15 protein-coding genes are annotated in these 18,218 nt (G+C 68.0%); 14 read left to right on the top strand and 1 reads right to left on the bottom strand.

From position 1 onward, the window contains the following. The first annotated feature begins 154 nt into the window (after positions 1–154). From KVT44_RS49520 to KVT44_RS49480, 9 genes are all read left to right on the top strand, one after another. A complete protein-coding gene (locus KVT44_RS49520; protein WP_217575049.1) occupies positions 155–859 on the top strand; it encodes a dienelactone hydrolase family protein in 705 nt (234 codons plus the stop codon). A 184-nt stretch (positions 860–1,043) separates the two neighbouring features. After that, on the top strand, positions 1,044–2,297 hold the full coding sequence (locus KVT44_RS49515) for an SRPBCC family protein (RefSeq protein WP_254650949.1): 1,254 nt from the start codon (positions 1,044–1,046) through the stop codon (positions 2,295–2,297). 28 nt (positions 2,298–2,325) lie between these two features. Continuing rightward, a complete protein-coding gene (locus KVT44_RS49510; RefSeq protein WP_217575047.1) occupies positions 2,326–3,447 on the top strand; it encodes an acyl-CoA dehydrogenase family protein in 1,122 nt (373 codons plus the stop codon). Between the two features lie 12 nt (positions 3,448–3,459). Further along, complete coding sequence (locus KVT44_RS49505; protein WP_217575045.1) at positions 3,460–4,650, top strand: acyl-CoA dehydrogenase family protein; 1,191 nt, start codon at positions 3,460–3,462, stop codon at positions 4,648–4,650. 35 nt (positions 4,651–4,685) lie between these two features. Continuing rightward, complete coding sequence (locus KVT44_RS49500) at positions 4,686–5,210, top strand: aromatic-ring-hydroxylating dioxygenase subunit beta (RefSeq protein WP_217575043.1); 525 nt, start codon at positions 4,686–4,688, stop codon at positions 5,208–5,210. Beyond that, positions 5,207–6,004: an SDR family NAD(P)-dependent oxidoreductase gene (locus KVT44_RS49495; RefSeq protein ID WP_217575041.1), complete on the top strand. Its 798-nt coding sequence runs from the start codon at positions 5,207–5,209 to the stop codon at positions 6,002–6,004. The genes KVT44_RS49500 and KVT44_RS49495 overlap by 4 nt, the downstream gene beginning before the upstream one ends. A gap of 36 nt (positions 6,005–6,040) precedes the next feature. Continuing rightward, entirely contained in the window at positions 6,041–6,349 is a 309-nt protein-coding gene (locus KVT44_RS49490) for a non-heme iron oxygenase ferredoxin subunit (protein WP_217575039.1), read from the top strand. 208 nt (positions 6,350–6,557) lie between these two features. Next, complete coding sequence (locus tag KVT44_RS49485; protein WP_217575037.1) at positions 6,558–7,343, top strand: IclR family transcriptional regulator; 786 nt, start codon at positions 6,558–6,560, stop codon at positions 7,341–7,343. Positions 7,344–7,622: 279 nt separating this feature from the next. Beyond that, entirely contained in the window at positions 7,623–10,067 is a 2,445-nt protein-coding gene (locus KVT44_RS49480; protein WP_308314344.1) for a SpoIIE family protein phosphatase, read from the top strand. A 149-nt stretch (positions 10,068–10,216) separates the two neighbouring features. On the opposite strand, the gene KVT44_RS49475 is transcribed toward KVT44_RS49480, so the two are convergent. Further along, entirely contained in the window at positions 10,217–11,524 is a 1,308-nt protein-coding gene (locus KVT44_RS49475; protein WP_217575035.1) for an MFS transporter, read from the bottom strand. Between the two features lie 248 nt (positions 11,525–11,772). On the opposite strand from KVT44_RS49475, the gene KVT44_RS49470 reads away from it, so the two are divergent. The 5 genes from KVT44_RS49470 (at position 11,773) to KVT44_RS49450 (ending at position 18,118) form a co-directional block, all read left to right on the top strand. Beyond that, positions 11,773–12,867 carry a DoxX family protein gene (locus KVT44_RS49470; RefSeq protein ID WP_217575033.1) on the top strand — a complete coding sequence of 365 codons (1,095 nt, stop codon included), beginning with the start codon at positions 11,773–11,775 and terminating at the stop codon, positions 12,865–12,867. Positions 12,868–13,278: 411 nt separating this feature from the next. Next, the gene (locus KVT44_RS49465) at positions 13,279–15,051 is read left to right on the top strand and encodes an FAD-dependent monooxygenase (protein WP_217575031.1); all 1,773 of its coding nucleotides are present in this window, start codon (positions 13,279–13,281) and stop codon (positions 15,049–15,051) included. A 49-nt stretch (positions 15,052–15,100) separates the two neighbouring features. Beyond that, the gene (locus KVT44_RS49460) at positions 15,101–15,814 is read left to right on the top strand and encodes a GntR family transcriptional regulator (protein WP_308314343.1); all 714 of its coding nucleotides are present in this window, start codon (positions 15,101–15,103) and stop codon (positions 15,812–15,814) included. Between the two features lie 349 nt (positions 15,815–16,163). Then, complete coding sequence (locus KVT44_RS59225; protein ID WP_217575029.1) at positions 16,164–17,441, top strand: histidine kinase; 1,278 nt, start codon at positions 16,164–16,166, stop codon at positions 17,439–17,441. Then, entirely contained in the window at positions 17,438–18,118 is a 681-nt protein-coding gene (locus KVT44_RS49450; protein ID WP_217575027.1) for a response regulator transcription factor, read from the top strand. The genes KVT44_RS59225 and KVT44_RS49450 overlap by 4 nt, the downstream gene beginning before the upstream one ends. The last annotated feature ends 100 nt before the right edge of the window (positions 18,119–18,218 follow it).

Genomic DNA, 18,218 nt, shown 5'->3' with positions numbered 1-18,218 from the left:
GGCGCAACCGCAACCGGTGAGGTGCGCCGACGCCGAGGACGACTGCGTGTCCGTTCACCTCGACCACCGAGGCCACAGAATCCGGTCGGCCTTGGAAATTCCACCTCGGTGAAATTCGTTGACGCGTGGTCGGCCACAGTGGAATGGAGGTTCTGTGGAAGTGGAAGTGGGAGTTCTCAGGATCGAGCCGGAGCTGTCAGAGATCGAATCCTCTCGCGGCGCCGCCCTGCGCGTGGCCGAGATCAAACTGGGCGGGGTGCCCCGTGGCGCGGTCGTCGTGCTCTGCGAGGCGGGCGGGCTGGAACATGATGCCCCCGAGGTGCTGAACCGCCTGGCCGAGCACGGCTACGAATCGCTCGCCGCCGACCTGTCGTCCGCCGGGCCCGCCGTCACCGCACGCGACGACGAGCTGCTGCGTGATGTCGCCATCCTGTTGGGCCGGCTGGCCGGGCGGGGATGGTCGCCCGAGCAGATCGGTCTGGTCGGATACGGGTTGGGCGGGCGTGTCGCCCTGCTCGTGGCGGCGGAGTTCGAACTCGGCGCCGCGGTCAGTGTCGCACCGGCAGGCCTGCGGACCCCGGCCGGCCCGCTGGGTACGCCGTGGCTTGGTCTGTTCGGCGACCTCGACGAGAACCTGCCGGCCCAGGCCGTACGGCGACTGGGCGAAAAGTTGGATTCCGGCTCGCCGGTGCACACCGAGGTGGTCGGCTATCCAGGGGTCGGCGAGGGATTCCACCGTGCCTCACCGGAGGTGCTCGCGCATGCCGCGGAATTCGAATCCTGGCAGCGAACCGTCGAATGGCTGAACCTCCGAGTAGCGCCCAGGCCGTCCCCGTCGACCGAGACCTGGCGGGTGTGAAAAGAGGTTCCGATCGCCGGAACCGGGAGATGACGGGGGCTGCGCCAGCAGGCAACGTAACCGGGAACGCGCGTGTGCGTCAGGCCACTTCGGCTCCCGGTTCGGAGAAAAGGGATGAGTACTGGTGTCTGAGTACATTGACGATGACCGGGAAATGCCGCGTTTCCGGGTCAACCGGAATGCAATGACCGACGGTGATGTGTTCGCGAAGGAACGCGAGCTGATCTTCAACCACAGCTGGCTCTACGTCGGACACGAGACGGAGCTGCGCAAGCCGAACGACTTCAAGACCCGTACCGTGGCGGGCCGTCCGCTGATCTTCGCCAGGGACGCCAAGGGCAAGCTGCAGGTGTGGGTCAACTCGTGCCCGCACCGCGGCGCGATGATCTGCCGTGAGACGGCCGGCAACGCCCGGTTCATGACCTGCTTTTACCACGGGTGGAGCTTCAGCAACTCCGGGAATCTCGTTTCGGTTCCGGGTGACGACGCGTACGGCCCGGACTTCGAGCGGCCGGCCCTCGCCGCCCCTGCGAAGGTGGACTCCTACCGGGGCTTCGTGTTCGTCAGCTTCGACCCGGACATCGTCGACCTGCCGGACTATCTGGCGGGTGCGACCGACTTCCTCGACCTGGTGTGCGACCAGTCCGAGGTCGGCATGCAGGTGCTGGAGGGCACGCACGAGTACTCGGTGGAGGCGAACTGGAAGCTGCTGGTCGAGAACAGTGTCGACGGCTACCACGCCGTCTCCACCCATCAGCGGTACTTCGAGATGATGTTCGCGGCCCACGGCGGGTTCGCCCCGACCGCGCTCGGCCAGTCGCGAGGCATCGACCTCGGCAACGGTCACGCCGTTATGGCCGGCGACCCGAGCACGGGCGGGCTCTTCGGCCGACCGCTGTCCGAGGCCGCCACGGCGGAGAAGGCCGCGCGCTTCGAGCGGTTCCAGGAGAAGTACGGCGCCGCCTGGGTCGACCGGATGCGAGGCGCCCGGAATATGGTGATCTTCCCGAACCTGGTCGTCATCGACCTGGTGATGGGCGTCGTGGTACGCAGGATCGAGCCCCTCGCGCCGGACTACATGGAAGTCACCGCCTGGCACCTGGCCCCGCCGGAGGAGGGCGAGGAACTGCACAAGCAGCGCCTGGACAACTTCCTCACCTTCTGGGGGCCGGGCGGTCTCGCCTCCCCGGACGACGTGGAAGCGCTGGAGACCTGTCAGCGGGCCTACGCCTCCCAGCGGGAGCTGCCCTGGTCGGACGTCTCCCGGGGCATGAACAAGTCCGCCCCGCTGGGCTCGGACGAGTATCAGATGCGTTTGTGGTGGCGCCGCTGGAACGAACTCATCACCGGGGAGAAGCTGCCGCCCGAGGAGCATGCACCGCTCGACGGCGTGTACACCGGCCGCAGGCTGTCGCCCGATCACACCGCCGCGAAGTAGACGCGTCAGGCGAAGCAGAGGAGAGACCATGCTGGATCTGGAGCCCACCGACGAACATCTCGCGGTGGCCGAACTCGCCCGCAGCCTCGGGCTCGAACTGCTGTCCCCCGCGGCACGCGAGGCCGAGACGGAGCGGGCGGTTCCGTCGGGCGTGTGGCACACCCTGTTCGAGAGCGGTCTGACGGTTCCGGTGCCGGAGGAGTTCGGGGGCGGCGGGATACCGGACACCGTCACCCAGATGATCGCCGTCGAGAACCTCGCGTACGGGGACGCCGGGATCACACTGGCCGCGATGTGGAGCGGGTCGGCGGCGCTGCTGCTCGCCCGGCACGGCACCAAGGAACAGACCGCGCTCCTCCCGGAGCTGGCGGGCAACCCGGACTCGCGCGGAGCCGTCGCGCTCTACGAGGGCCACGGTCGCGCCCCCGCCGAGTTCACCACCTCCGTCACCCGGACCGCGGACGGCCGACTGCGCGTCAACGGCCGCAAGGTCGCGGTGGCCTTCGCCGACCGGGCCGACCCGCTGATCGTCGTGGGCGTCGAGGCGGAGAGCGGCAGACTGCGGGCCGTGCTCGTTCCCACGTCCGACCCGGGCGTGGTGGTCACGGCCGGCAACCGTGGACTGGCCCTCGACGCCGCGCCGACCGCGACCGTGACCTTCGACGTGACCGTCCCCGCGCAGAACCTGGTCGGCGACGCCGAGGACGATGCGGTCGCCCTGGGGAACACCGTCGGCCGGATCCGGCTCGCCGTGGCCGCCGCGCAGGTGGGAACGGCGCAGCGCGCGGTCGAGTACGCCTCGAAGTACGCCACCGAGCGGGTGGCCTTCGGCCGGCCGATCGCGGGCTTCCAGGGCGTTTCCTTCCCTCTCGCGGAGGCGCAGATACGGATCGAGGCGGTACGGCTGGAGATCGCGGAAGCGGCCACGCTGCTCGACGGTGACGACTACGGCGACCACGCGGACGCGGTGACCCGCGTCGTCAACTACGCGGGCGAGGTGGCCGCGGAGGCGACCAGGACCGCCGTCCAGACGCTCGGCGGCCACGGTTTCATCGTGGAGCACCCGGTGGAGCTGTGGTACCGCTCGGCCGCAGCGCTGTCCGCCCTCGATTTCGACCCGCTGTGCTCGTCGTTCGAGCCGGCGCTGTGAGCTGAGGAATCCATGAGTCTTGATTTCGCGCTGAGCAAGCCGCTGGCCGACTACGGCCGGGCCGTCCGTGACTGGTCCGCCACCGAGTGCCGCCCCTACGCCCGCGAGGCCGACGAGCTGCACGCCGCCCCCGCCAACTGGGCGGAGATCCTGGACACCTCACCGGTGCCGCTGGGCCGGGTCGACAAGCCGGAGGCGGGGCCCATTCCCGATTTCGACGAGGGCTACTGGGTCACCAAACTGGTGTTCACCGAGAGCATCGGCTACGGCGACATCTGGGTCTCGCCCACCCTCGGCGCCGGGATCGGCCATCTGGTCGTCGAGTCGATGGGTACCCCCGAGCAGATCGAGAAGTGGTATGAGCCGGTGGTCTCCGCCGGGTTGCCCACGGGGTTCGCCCTCACCGAACCGGGGTTCGGGACGGACACCTCGCTGGTGGCCACCACCGCGACCCGGGACGGCGACCGCTGGGTCCTCAACGGCAACAAGATCTTCTGTAGTTTCGGCGCGACCGCGGAATACGTCGTGGTGTTCGCCACGATCGACAAGTCGCTCGGCGCCAAGGGCATCAACGCGTTCGTCGTGCCGAAGGACACCCCGGGCTTTGTGGTGACCAGGCCCAATGAGCACAAGCTCGGGATCCGCAGCTGGGGTACGTCGGCGCTGGCGTTCGACGACTGCGCCGTCCCCCTGGAGAACAGGCTCGGTTGGACGGCCGACGGTTCCGTCCCGGCAAAGCGCAGCGGACAGAGCGGCGCACTGGGCGCGCTGGCGTACAACAGGCCCAACATGGCCGCGCTCGCCACGGGGCTGGCGCAGGCGTCGCTCGATGTGGCCGGCGAGATCCTCGCCGGGCAGAAGGCGGGATTTACGCCGCAGCGCTGGGCGGCCATCGAGGCCGAGCTGCAGAACATGAACCACGTGCTGGAGCGCGGCCGCAGGCTCAACTTCAAGGCCCAGTACCTCGTCGACGGCGGCAAGCCCGATCGTGCCCTGGCGGCGATGGGCAAGGGGTACGCCCCACAGAGCTGCGAACGCGTGATCCGGCGGTGCATGCAGCTGCTCGGTCCGGAGGGCGGCAGCCAGGACCTGCTCCTGGAGAAGTGGTACCGCGATGTGAAGATCATGGACATTTTCGAGGGTTCGGGACAGGCCCAGCGCATCGTGGTCGGCCGCACCCTGATGGGCCGCGTGGCCGGCTAGGGCCGGTCGGAGCCAACCGGACAGGAGCAATCACAATGATCGACGTCCAGACATCGCCGCCGGCCCGGCCGGCGGTCCCGGATTCCCTCGTACGGTCCGTCGAGCGGTTCCTCTACGAGGAGGCCGAACTCCTCGACCAGTGGCGGCTGCACGAGTGGCTGGAGCTCTTCACCCCCGAGGGCCACTACCTGGTGCCCTCCACGGACCTGCCGGACGGCGACCCCGCCAAGGATCTCTTCCTGGTCCAGGACGACCGCTTCCTGCTGGAGCAGCGGGTGAACTCGCTCCTCACCCGTGCCGCGCACGCGGAGTACCCGCACTCCCGGACCCGCCGACTGGTCGGGAACGTCAGGGTGTCGGAGCGGGCGGACGCGACTCTCGACCTCCGGGCCAACTTTGTGGTGTACAGGGTCCGTTCCGGGGCCCTGGACACCTACATCGGTCAGTACCGCCATGTCCTCGAACGGCAGCAGGGCGGGGGATTCCGCTTCGTCGAGCGCAAGGCGGTGCTCGATCTCGACGCACTGCGTCCGCACGGGAAGGTCAGCATCAACCTGTGAACCGGCTTGAGGGAAAGAGCGCGATCGTCACCGGGGCGAGCCCCAACATCGGTGGGGCCATCGCGAGGTGCTTCGACGCCGAGGGCGCGAGACCTTTCTGCACCGATGTCTTGGGAGACACGGCGCAGGCATGTGTGGAGAAGATCCGGGCCGACGGCGGCGACGCCTTCGCGGTCACCGGGGACGTGACCGATCCCGAGCACGCCCGGTCCGTGGTGGAGCAGGCCGTCGCCCGGTGGGGACAGGTGGACGTCCTGGTGAACAACGCCGTCTGGTTCAACCAGAAGGGTCTGCTCACGATGCCGGTCGAGGAGTACCGACGGCAGCTCGACGTCATCCTCGGCGGTGCGTTCCTGTTCACCCGCGCCGTCGCGGAGAGCATGATCCGTACGGGCACGGCGGGCAGCGTGATCAACGTCCTGTCCACTGCCGCCTGGCAGGGACAGCCCGGCAACATCGGCTACTCGACGGGTAAGAGCGGGCTGATCAACTTCACCCGCTCGACCGCGATGGAACTCGCCGAACACGGGATCAGGGTCAACGGGTTCACCCCCACGGCCACCCAGCCCGAGGACCCGGAGCTGGCACGCCGGATGTCCGAGGCGCTCGGCCGGCCCAGCAAGTACCCGATGGACTTCACCGCGCAGTTCCCGCTGGGCCGGCTGCCCACTCCCAGTGACTACGTTCCCGCGCTCGTCTACCTCGCCGCGGACGAGTCCCGGATGGTCACCGGCACCAACATCACGGTCGACGGTGGCGCGACCGCCAAGTACTGGCCCTGGACCCCTCACTAGTCATGGGCGTGGCGCTGGAGAGGATGCGAGACGACGATGGAACGTCACCTTGCCTGCACGGTGTACGAGATGGAGAAGGGAACTTCCCGTACGCTAGACGGTGACGTTCCCATCGCGCTGTTCCGCAGCGACGAGGGCGAGTTCTACGCGACGGCGGATTCGTGCACCCACGAGAAGTGGTCCCTCGGCGAGGACAGTGACGTTGAGGGCGGCGAGATCGTCTGCCCCCTGCACATGGCCCGCTTCGACCTCAGGACCGGTAGGCCCCTGTGTTTCCCCGCCACGATCGCCCTGCGGACGTACCCGGTCGAGATCGAGGACGGAAAGGTCTATGTGATCCGCTGAGCGGACGGCCGGCCGGAGCGACAGCGAGTGGAGCGTGAGCGGGGTTCGCTGTGGTCGGCTGCCGACGAGTCGCAGCCGCACCCTGCGGCGCTTGTGCCGGGCGCAGGGAACGAGATTTCTCCCGGATGGAACCTGTCACTTCTCTTGAAACCGACGGTTCATCCTGATGAAATGAGCGAAACGCGGCAAGGCAGCCAATGGAGCGGCCATGAGCAATGTTGTGGATCCGGCGCCGTCCATCCTGTCGAAGGCATTTGATCTGTTGCGCGCCTTCAATACGCGAGAGCGCGTCATGAGCTTCAGCGAGCTTGTCAGGGCTTCGGGGCTGCCCAAGTCCACGGTGCACCGGCTCCTCGCCCGCCTGGTGGAACTGGATGTCATCGAGCACCACCGATCCGGTTACAAGATCGGCATTCAGCTGTTCAAATTGGGTGCGATCACACCTGCGGCCAGTATGCGTGATGTCGCCATGCCTTTTCTGGCGGGTCTGCATCGGCAGTTCGGTCTCACGGTCCACCTGGCCGTTCTTCGTCAATTCAACATAGTTTACCTGGAGAGATTGTCCCGCCGTAATGCTCCGTCTTCGCTCTCCGGAGTGGGTTCCATACTTCCAGCGAACTGTACGGCTATTGGCAAGGCCCTCCTCGCGTACGAGGACTTGGATGATCTGGAGGTGTTCCTGCCGAATCCCATGCCCATGATGACACCGGAGTCCACAACGGATGTCGGCACGCTCCTGGCCCAGCTGCGGGAGATCCAGGGGGGTGTCCTGGCGCGCGAGCGAAATGAGGCCCAGCGTGGCCTGGCCTGTATGGCGAGCCCGATCGTTGTCCAGGGCTTCGCGGTGGGAGCCGTGTCTGTCAGCTACCGTGCCGATGCGCGTCTCGACCCGGAGGTCGAGACGGCACTGCGCGATACGACGGCCCGGATCTCCAGGGAAGTCCGGGCCGGTCTGGCCGAAGGACGCGAGGCCTGGCTTCCCTATGAAGCATGACCGTCTGCGGCAGACGGCCCGGACGGATGGGGGAAGGCGGACCGGGAGGGCGCGCTCGAAGGGTCCGCTCAACCGTGGCTGGACGGCGAGGGACGGCTCATGGGGCTACCTGGTGACCGCGCTGATCAGCTATTTTCCGGTCGCCCGGGACTCATGGTTCTCCGACACGGCGCGTTCCCGGTGAAGGCGACCGGTTGAGTCCCGTCCTCTTCGGCGTGATGCTTGGGGGTAGTGGCGTGGTCTCGGGTCTGAGGAGGCGCCAGGGCAGTGACTGCTGGGATGCCCAGACAAGCGCAGAGGAACAGGATGAGATCCCCAACGGGCCGGGCCGATGTCTCCGCCTCGGCGATCGGCACGCCGATGGCGTGTGTCGACGCTGACGGTGCCATAGCGGCATGGGGGCCCGCAGCCCAGCGCTTGTCGGGGCACCCGCCTGAAGCGATGGTGGGGCGAGCCGCAAGGGACCTGCTCGCGGCGGACCTCCCGACGTTGGTCCGGCGCAGGGTCGCGAAACGAGAGCCATGGAGTGCCCGCCTGGCGTTGCGGCACAGCGACGGCCGGACGGTGGACGTCTCCGTCCGGGCGTTCCCGATGCGGGGCCCGCAGGGCGACATCGTGTGGGTGATGACGGCTGCCGATCCTGAAGGCGCGGCTCGACGCGACGACCTGGCCGAACTCGAGGCATGGGCGTTCGACCAGCTGCCCATCAGCCTCGGTGTCTACGACCATGAGAATCGCTTGGTCCGGGCCAACGACGAGGGTCTGCGAGCGATGGGCACGAGACAAGACGAAGTGCTTGGGCTCCGTCTGGGGGAGGTAGTGCCCGGACCACCGTACGACCAGGTCGAGAAGCGAATGGCTGAGGTGCTCCGGACAGGTGCCACGCTGACGGAGGACGTGTTCGCCCGGACGCCGGGAGAGACTCGTGCGCACGCCTGGTCCATCCTCCTCTACCCGCTCAACGACCCCGTCGGGAAGGTACGGGGTGTGTGTCTGGCCGCTCGCGACGTCACCGAGCAATTCCGGTCCAGGCAGAGACTGGCGCTCGTGAACGAGGCGGGCGCCCGTATAGGCACCACGCTCGATGTGGTCAGGACCGCTCAGGAGCTGGCGGACGTGGCCGTCGGCCGTTTCGCCGACTTCGTGAGCATCGATGTGCTCGAATCGGTCTTCCGAGGCCAGGAGTCGGATTTGAGTCCGGCCGGCGCACCCACCGTCTTCTGCCGTGCGGCCCAGCAGTCCGTGTTCGAGAACTGTCCGGAGTCCGTGGTCGAGCTTGGGCAGACCGACCGCTACCAGGAGGACTCACCGATGGCCGTCGCTCTGGCGACCAGGATGCCGTCGTGCCATGCGCTGGATGACCGCGGCAGCCAGAAGTGGCTGGCGCATGACCCCGCACGTGCCCTCAGTGTCCGTCGGCACGGAATCCATTCGCTCCTGGCGGTCCCGCTGCTCGCGCGTGGGACCACTTTGGGACTCGCCCTGTTTCTCCGGCACCGTATGCCCGACCACTTCGACGCGGATGATCTGCTGCTCGCCGAGGAGATGACGGCGCGAGCGGCCGTGTGCATCGACAACGCGCGTCGCTATACCCATCAGCGCAACACATCCCTGGCACTGCAGCGCAGCATGCTGCCGCAAGGCATGCCGGAGCAAGCGGCGGTGGACGTCGCTTCGCGATACCTGCCGGCTGGTTCCCAGGCCGGTGTGGGGGGCGACTGGTTCGATGTGATCCCGCTGTCCGGGGCTCGGGTGGCACTTGTCGTGGGTGATGTGGTCGGCCATGGCATCCAGGCCTCCGCCACCATGGGACGGTTGCGTACGGCGGTCCGGACACTCGCGGACGTGGACCTGCCGCCCGATGAGTTGCTCACTCACCTTGACGACATGGTCCTGCGCCTCGACCGCGAGGAAGGTTCACGAGTCCTTGGCGAGTCGGGACGGGAAGCAGGGGACATCGGCGCCACCTGTCTGTACGCGGTGTACGACCCCGTCTCCCGCCGCTGCACGATGGCCAGGGCCGGGCACCCCGGTCCCGCACTCGTCCGCCCCGATGGGACGGTCGACTTCCCCGATCTGCCCACGGGTCCTCCACTTGGCCTGGGCGGCCTCCCTTTCGAGTCCGCCGAACTCGAATTGGCCGAGGGCACCCTGATCGCGCTGTACACCGACGGCCTGATCGGGGCCGCGGGCCAGGACATCGATCTCGGTGTCGACCGTTTGCGTGGCGCCCTGGCCCGGCCTGAAGTCACTCTGGAGCGCGTGTGTGACAACGTGCTGGACTCGTTGCTGTCCGGTTCCCCCACCGACGACGTCGCCCTCCTGGTCGCCCGTACCCATGAACTTGACGCCTCCCACGTCGCCACATGGGACCTGGCTGCGGACCCCGCCGAGGTCTCGGTGGCACGACGGCTGGCGACCGAGCAGCTGGCTGAGTGGGGGCTGGACGAGGCATCCTTCGTCACCGAACTCGTGGTGAGCGAGCTTGTCACCAACGCCATCCGATACGCCCAGCCGCCCGTGCAACTGCGCCTGATCCACGAGAAGAACCTCATCTGCGAGGTCGCGGACGCCAGCAGCACCGCGCCCCACCTCCGGCGAGCGCGCACCTTCGACGAAGGCGGACGTGGTCTTCTCCTCGTTGCCCAGCTCACGCAGCGGTGGGGCACTCGCCACACTCCCACCGGGAAGGTCATCTGGGCTGAGCAGACTCTTTCCCCGTAGTGAGACGGGCCCGTCCCTGGTGGAGCGTGCTGTCGCCCGGGGCCGATGAGTTTCCGTGAGCCGGCAGCGCCGGTTGGCGCCCACGGGGTCGCCGCAGCCGACGCGTGTCCTCGGCCCCTGTCTTGTCCTTGCTTTACGGCTCTACGGCTTCACGCCGAGCCTGCCGCCGACGCTGACGCCGAGGTGGCCGACCGGGGTGGCAGTGAGTCCTGTTCCGGGCCCGGGGGGTAGGTGTACGGGCCCAGAAGCAGGCATGCCGCGCTCGCGAGGACGAGCGCGGCGCCGAACGCCCAGAATGCCGGGTTGTACGAGCCGAGGGAGTCGAACGAAGCGGCGAAGAGAAGCGGGCCCATCGCGCTGCCGATCGCGAAGATTCCGTACATGTAGCCGTACAGCTGGCCGAAGCTCTTCAGGCCGAAGTACCGCGATGTCATGTAGCTGATCAGGTCGACCTCCGCTCCGATTGCCAGACCGAGGGCGATCATGCCGAGGACCGGTGGTGCCGAGGAACTGAGCAGGGCGTATCCGACACACGGCAGAAGCAGTACCACCGCGGCGACATGGGGGCCGAAGAACCGGTCCAGCAGATATCCGGACAGCGGCCGTCCGACAACGGAGACCAAGCCGGCGGGGACGAGCATCGCGGCGGCCTCGGCGTCTGACATCCCCCGGTCGGTGAGGATCGGCACGAAGTGCGCCATGCTGCCGTTGATGGCCGCCGCCGCGATCAGCGTGACGGGAGCGAGGATCCAGAAGTGCCGCGAGCGCAGAGCCTGGCCGCGGTCGAGACCGGACAGACGCGGTGCCGTCTCCTGGCCGGGATCCGAGTGCTGACCGGCTTCGACGGAGCCGCCAAGGTTCTGGCGTTCCTCGGGGCTCGGTTCGCGGATCACCAGAAGGAGGGGCGGGAGCGCGACGACCAGCAGGAGCACCCCGAGTCCGACGTACGCGCCGCGCCACCCGAGGCTGCCGATGAGAGCCTGCGCGTACAGCGGCACCAGCGCGGTCCCGAGACCGACACCGATCAGGGCGACCCCGATTCCGATTCCGCGCCGGGTGTCGAGCCAGCCCGAGATCACCCTGACGTAGGGAAGCGGGCCCTGTCCCGCACCGGTGAGGCCCACAAGCGCGAAGAGCGCCATGAACACGGGTACCGAGGGGGGCGTAACAGCCAGCAGCGCCAGGCTGGCAGCGAAACAGCAGACCGTCGGGACCATCACGCGCCGCACTCCCCAGCGGTCGAGGAGTCTTCCAACGAAGGGCAGCGTCAGCGCGATGACAAGCCCAGCGAGGCCTACCGCACCGCTGATGGTGCTGCGGTTCCAGCCGAATTCGTCCCCTATGGGCTTGACGAAGAGTCCGGACGTCGACAGCAGCAGTGGGCCGGTGCTTGCGAGCAGAGCGACCGTGCTGCCGCCGACTACGAGCCACGCTCGATGTGTGGTGCTGGACGCCACAAGACTCTCCTCATTTCTTGACGCGGGGAGGAATCGCATGTCCGGAGGCGCGTGCCACAGCCGGAGCACTACTGGGCGGTCGTGGAACGTGGCGAGTCCGCGCGGCCTCGCATCAGGCCAAAAGCGGCCATCCGGTTCGTTGAGCGTCGTCACCGGGTGTGTAGGCACCGAGCATCGCACTGCGATTTCGGCCCGTCCATAGATTTTCGATAATCTCCCGAAGTTCGATTTTTATGGTTAACTCGAGCATGACCAGCAGCGCGAAGACCCGCGCCGGTGCGGCTCACCGCCGCCCGCGCGCCGACATCCTCACGGGTCGGCTGCCCCGTCTGGCCGAACAGGGGCTCGTGGTGTCCCGGCCCTGGGCTGGGCGTCGCGTCATGTCGCCCTGGGCCGAGGATCTGCGCCATCTGACCGACACCCGTGTGGTGATGGAGACGTCCGTACTGCGCGGGTCCGTGAAGCATGGCGACCTGGCCTGGGAGTCCGGGACCATCGCCGCTCACCACACCCTGCGTCGGCTGCCCCCGATGGCCGGTGACGGGCAATTGAGCGAAGCGTGGCCGGCGGCGCGCAGCGCGTTTCACGGCGCGTTGCCACGCGGCTGCCCAAACCAGGCGCTGAGGAACATCGCGGAGAGTCTGCGCGACTCCGCGGAGGTCTGCCGCTGCTGGTCGGCCGGGCAGGTGCACGACCGCGACGTGGCCGGCGAACACGCCCGGATCCTGGACGCCGTCCTGTCCCACGACGTCGAGGCCGCCACGTCGGCCTCGACCGAGCACATCGAGCGCACCACTCCGGTACTTCCGCGGGTCCGGGGACGCGCCGAAAACGGACTCGCCCCCGACGGCAGCCGGGAGCCGTCGACCGCTGTCGATGAGGTCCCGGCACGCACACCCATTACCGACGAGGTGAACCCCATGAACCAGCCCATCAACGTCACCCGACAGGGAGCACGCCGACCCGTGAACATGGTCGGCTGGCTGCTCCAAGTCGTCCTTGCCGCCACTTTCCTCTTCAGCGCCATCAGTAAATTCATGGGCGTCGAGGAGATGCGCAAGACCTTTGAGGAGATCGGAGTCGGCCAGTGGCTTCTCTATGCGACCGGGCTGGTGGAGGCCGCGGGCGGAATCGCCCTCCTCGTCCCGTCCCTCGCCGCCCTCGCAGCCCTCGTTCTCCTGTGCGTCATGGCGGGAGCGGTTCTCACGGAAGCCCTTCTGGTGGATGACGGAAACGCGGTCCCCGCGCTGGCCACCCTGCTGCTGTGCGCCGCGGTGGTTTGGCTGCGCCGCGCACCCGCACTGTCGCGCCTCAACCAATTGCGTGCGCGTGCTTCTTCGTGAACCGAGTGACGATCCGGATGTGAGCCGGGATGACGAGGCCGAGCTGGTGGCGCCGGCCGATTGCGACGTCGGTGCGCCTGGTCGGCCGGACCGCGCCGACGGGCCAGGTTCCGCGAGTCCTTCCTCGGTGGTGTCCTCGGACTCGGCGAAAGGGCCGCGGCGCGGGCGTTCCTCGCTTGAGCGAACGTCAGCGAAAATTTCGACAATCTATTGACCTGTCGGTGTTCTGGTCGGAGGCTATGGACAGCTCTTACAGCCGAAGGGAAGATCCCGCGGCCCGTTGGCCTGGTCGTACGGCTGCGGCGATGTCGGGTGTGCCCCGTCGGAGAGTTGGCATGAACCGCGCACCGGGCGTCCGGTCTGGCGCTGCCGTCCAGTGCGCCCCGGCCCCGTTACCCAAGAGGAGCTGTCATGGCGGACATCGAGGTCCCCGTACTGATCGTGGGAGCCGGGCCGGCGGGCCTGGCCACATCCAAGCTGCTGTCGGGCCACGGAGTGCGACACCTGCTGGTGGAGAAGTACCCCGGGACCGCGCACACCCCCCGGGCGCACATCGTCAACCAGCGGACCGTGGAGATCTTTCGCCACATGGGCATCGAGGACCGGCTGCTCGCCGTGGCCACTCCCCATGAACTGATGAGCAACAACGTATGGAGCACCAGCCTGGCCGGCCTTGAGGTGGCCCGGTTGCAGGCGTGGGGAACCGGCCCTGATCGAGCCGGAGACTACCGCAAGGCCAGTCCCAGCCCGATGGTCAACTGCCCGCAGACGGTTCTCGAACCGGTCCTGCTCGACGCCGCCCGGGAACACCCTCAGGCCGACATCCGCTTCTCTCATGAGTTCCTGACGTTCAGCCAGGATGACGACGGGATCACCGCCACGGTTGTCGACCACGGCACGGGTTCGGAACTCGCCGTACGATCCCAGTACTTGATCGGCGCCGACGGAGGGCGCAGCCGGGTTGTCGAGCAGGCGGGACTGCCGATCGAGGGGGAGACCGGCCTCGGTGCCGTGGTCAACGTCTGGTTCGAGGCGGACCTGTCCCGCTACCTCGCGCACCGGCCCGGGGTCCTCTACTGGAACGTGTCGCCGGGGACGGACTTCATGACCGGAGCGGGGATGCTGGTCTGTCACCGGCCCTGGACCGAGTTCGTCATGTCCGTGATCTACAACCCGGCCACCGAGTCGTATCCCCATACAGAGGAGTTCGCCGTCGACCGGATACGCCGGATCGTCGGTGACGACACCCTGAAGCCCGACGTCAAGAACATCTCCGGCTGGACGATCAACCACCAGGTCGCCTCCCGCTACAGCGAGGGGCGGGTGTTCTGCATGGGTGACGCGGTCCACCGTCATCCGCCGACCAACGGTCTCGGTCTCAACACCTCCATCGCCGATGCCTTCAACCTGGCGTGGAAGCTCGCCGCCGTACTGCGGGACCAGGCGGAGCCCGCGTTGCTGGACACCTATTCCGCCGAACGTCAGCCGGTCGGCCGACAAGTCGTCGACCGGGCGCTGGCCAGCGGCGCGGACATGGCGGGCATCCCCGCGGCCTTGGGTTTCGCGCCGGGGCAGTCCGAGGAGGACGGCTGGGCCGCTCTCGGCGGCCTCTACGAGCCGGGGGCGGAGGGAGACCGGCGCAGGGCCGCACTGCGCGAGGCCGTCGAGCTGACCCATCATCAGTTCAACGCCCATGGTGTGGAGCTGGACTACCGCTACCGCGACGGGGCGGTCGTTCCCGATGGCTCGCCCGAGCCGTCACCGGATCGGGATGCCGAGCTCTACCACCACCCCACGACCTGGCCGGGCGCGCACCTTCCGCATGCCTGGCTCGACCGGGACGGCCACCGGATCTCCACGCTGGATCTCGTCGAGGGAACCAGCTTCAGCCTGCTCACCGGCATCGGTGGGGAAAGCTGGGCCGACGCCGCGCGTGCGGCGTCGGCGGCCACTGGTATCGGGATCGACGTACATCCCATCGGTACTCGGGACGGCCTGCTCGACGTCGACGGTACCTGGGAGCGGCTGCGCGAGGTTCAGGTATCCGGTGCGGTCCTCGTCCGCCCCGACCGGCATGTCGCCTGGCGCAGCGCGAGTGCGGTCGCTGACGCCGCGGAGCAGTTGACTGCCGTCATGCGGCGTTTGACGCTTCCGGTGGCCGCGGAGCCGCAGATGGCTCGGTGAGAAATGTCGCTAAACACTCAATTTTTCGATAATCTGCTACGCTTGCGGAGTGGCATTCAATGAAGTGGCGGGTACTCGTACGCAAGAGGTGTACGAGGAAATCCGCGCCGACCTGCTCAACGGCCTGTTCAAGCCGGGTGAGCGGCTCAAGCTGGCCGGTCTCGGGCAGCGGTTCGGAGTGAGCGCGTCAGTGATCCGCGAGGCGCTCACGCGTCTGGCGGCGCAGGGTCTGATCGTGGCGAGCCCGCAGCGAGGGTTCAGTGTGGTGGCCCTCGTCGTGGCGGATGTGGCGGATCTGACGCAGGTACGCGTACAGATCGAGTCGCTGGCACTGCGTCAGTCGATCGCTCTCGGCGATGTCGCGTGGGAGACCTCCGTGGTCGCCGCGCATCACACGCTGGAGCGGACCCCGGTCGTCAGAGCCGACGGGATGCCCAATGAGGCGTGGTCCGTTGCCCACCGCGCCTTTCACCAGGCACTGCTGGCGGGGTGTCGCAGCCCGCGGCTCGAGGCGATCGCCGACTCGCTGCGCGACAGCTCGGAGCTGTATCGTCGGTGGTACTGGTCCTTGATCGAGGAACACGAGCGCGACGTCATGGCCGAGCACGGTCAGCTGAAGGACCTCGCGCTGACGCGCGACAGCGATGCAGCCGTGGCGGCCCTGACCGAGCACATCGAGAGAGCGCCCAGGGCGCTGATCGCCTATGCGAAGGAGCATGCTGAGGACGGTCCGGTCCGCGGCCGGCGTGCTGCGGCCGTTTGAGCGTACGGGCTGATCTGGCCCAAGGGTTTTCCGGCGAATTCCAGCCGGGTGACCGGCGGTTCGGGCTGGAACATCGGTCGCCGACGGTCGACCGCCTTCGCGGCCTGCCTGCGTGTCCTTCCGCTGACACCCCGTCAACCCGCCCTGACCGGCTGATCAGCACCTCCCACCCGCCGGGGGAACCTCAAGTGCGCAGTTGGGTTACGTGACCGCAGCAGTGGCCGCGGTTGGCGGATGCGGGCGCGATGTCCGGCGGCGAGCGTGGACGCATCGAGACCGTGGCTTCGTGAGGAGGCGAACCATGTTCGGGGTATCGGGTCGGGAAAAGGGGCTTGGCGACACAGCGGTCGTGGATTCCCCGAGTTCCGCGACATGTCGCCAGTACCTGCGGTCGCATCCGAACCTGGTTGATGCCTTGGCGGCGGCCGGGGTGTTCGCGGCCGGGGCCGCCGCAGCGTTCGTCGCCCCGGGCGGGAGACCGGTCGACAGCATGGACCTGATCGCCTCAGCGGTCGCCTTCGGCCTGATGCTGCCGCGTCGACGGTGGCCACTGCTCATGCTGGCCGCCGCATCGGGCGGCGCACTGCTGTTCACTCTCACGACCGGCCGGCTGCGCATGGTCCTGGTCGTCGTTTCCTTGGTTTCCACCTACCGAGTGGCCAGCTCCACCTCCAGGGCCCTCGCCTGGATCACGGGTGCTGCGGCGGCGCTGACGTTGTTCGCCGCCGCGACGCTGTCCTCCCACGACCGGCCCATGCCGCCGGATCTGATGATGTTCTCCCTGAGCGGGCTGGCCGTCGCTGCCGGGGACCTGGTCCGTACCCAACGTGCCTACCGCACCGCCGTCGAGGAACGAGCCCGCCGCGCCGAGCACGGGCGCGAGGAGGAGGCCCGCCGCCGGGTGGCGGAGGAGAGGCTGCGTATCGCCCGTGAACTGCACGACGTGGTCGCCCACCATATGACGGTGATCAACGTCCAGGCCAAGGTCGCCATCCACCTGCTCCACAACCACCCCGACCGGGCCGGGCAGGCACTCGGTCATGTCAAGCACGCGAGCGGCACAGTACTGGGCGAACTGGACTCCTTGCTGCGGGTCCTGCGTCAGGTCGATGCCTCGTCGGCGCTCACCGAACCCGCGCCCGGCCTGGACCGGCTCACCGCGCTGCTGGAGACCTTCACCACCGCCGGGCTCAAGGTCAGTCACCAGGTCACTGGGGTGCGTCGGCCCGTGCCCGCCCCGGTGGACCTGACCGCCTACCGGATCATCGAGGAATCCCTTACCAACGCGCACAAGTACGGCACGGTTGCCGGAGCGACGCTGCGGCTGGACTACTTCACAGCGGCGCTCCGCATCGAGATCCGAAACCATTTCGGCAACGACCCGTCAGGTCCGGCCACACGCAGCGGCCACGGGATCCTTGGTATGCACGAGCGCGCCACCGGGGTCGGCGGAAGCCTGATCGCCGAGGCCGCACCGGACGGGACCTTCCGTGTCGAGACGGTTCTCCCAGCCCCTGTCGTGCCCGTCCCGTCCCACACGACGTCGTCGCCCTACCCTCCTGGAGAGGCGGCGGCGAGTGACCAGCAGCTCCCGTCAGGGGCCGCAGAAGAAAGGGCCCACCAGTGACCATCCGAGTCCTGCTCGCCGATGACCAGGCCCTGGTCCGCACGGGATTTTCCCTCCTGATCGACTCCGCCGACGACCTGGAAGTCGTCGGAGAGGCGGCCAACGGGATCGAGGCGGTGGCGATGGCGCGCACTGCCCGCGCGGATGTCGTGGTCATGGACATCCGCATGCCCGAGATGGATGGCCTCGCGGCGACTCGGCAGATCACTGCCGACGAGGACCTGATGGGTGTGCGCGTGCTCATCCTCACCACGTTCGAACTGGACGAATACGTCTTTCAGGCCCTGCGCTCCGGTGCCAGTGGGTTCCTTGGCAAGAACGTGGAACCCGCCGACCTCCACAAGGCCATCCGCCTCGTGGCCAACGGAGAAGCGCTGCTGTCGCCCAGAGCGACCCGGGGACTGATCACCCGGTTCCTGGCCCTGCCCGACCCCGGCGTTCGCTCCGGCTCGGAGAAGCTCAAGGTGCTGACCGGCCGGGAACGCGAGGTCGTCGCCCTGGTAGCCGCCGGCCTGTCCAATCACGAGATCGCCGAGCGTCTTCTCGTCTCGCCTCTGACCGCCAAGACCCATGTCAACCGTGCCATGACCAAGCTCGCCGCCCGTGACCGCGCTCAACTGGTCATCATCGCTTACCAGACCGGACTCACCCGTACCATCGGCAGCCCGTCACCGTAGACGCAGGCGGCCCGGGCTCGGCACGCCGGTTCAACGCGGCAACTGCCAACCGCGGAGCCGACGAAGATCTGAGCTCGGCGGGCGTCCCGATATTTCGCCG

Origin of the sequence: Streptomyces sp. GbtcB7, from assembly GCF_019091445.1 — a bacterium.
Taxonomy (GTDB): Bacteria; Actinomycetota; Actinomycetes; order Streptomycetales; family Streptomycetaceae; genus Streptomyces; species Streptomyces mirabilis.
Note: the sequence above shows the minus strand (reverse complement) of the source record. Positions and strands in the feature narration are given on the sequence as shown.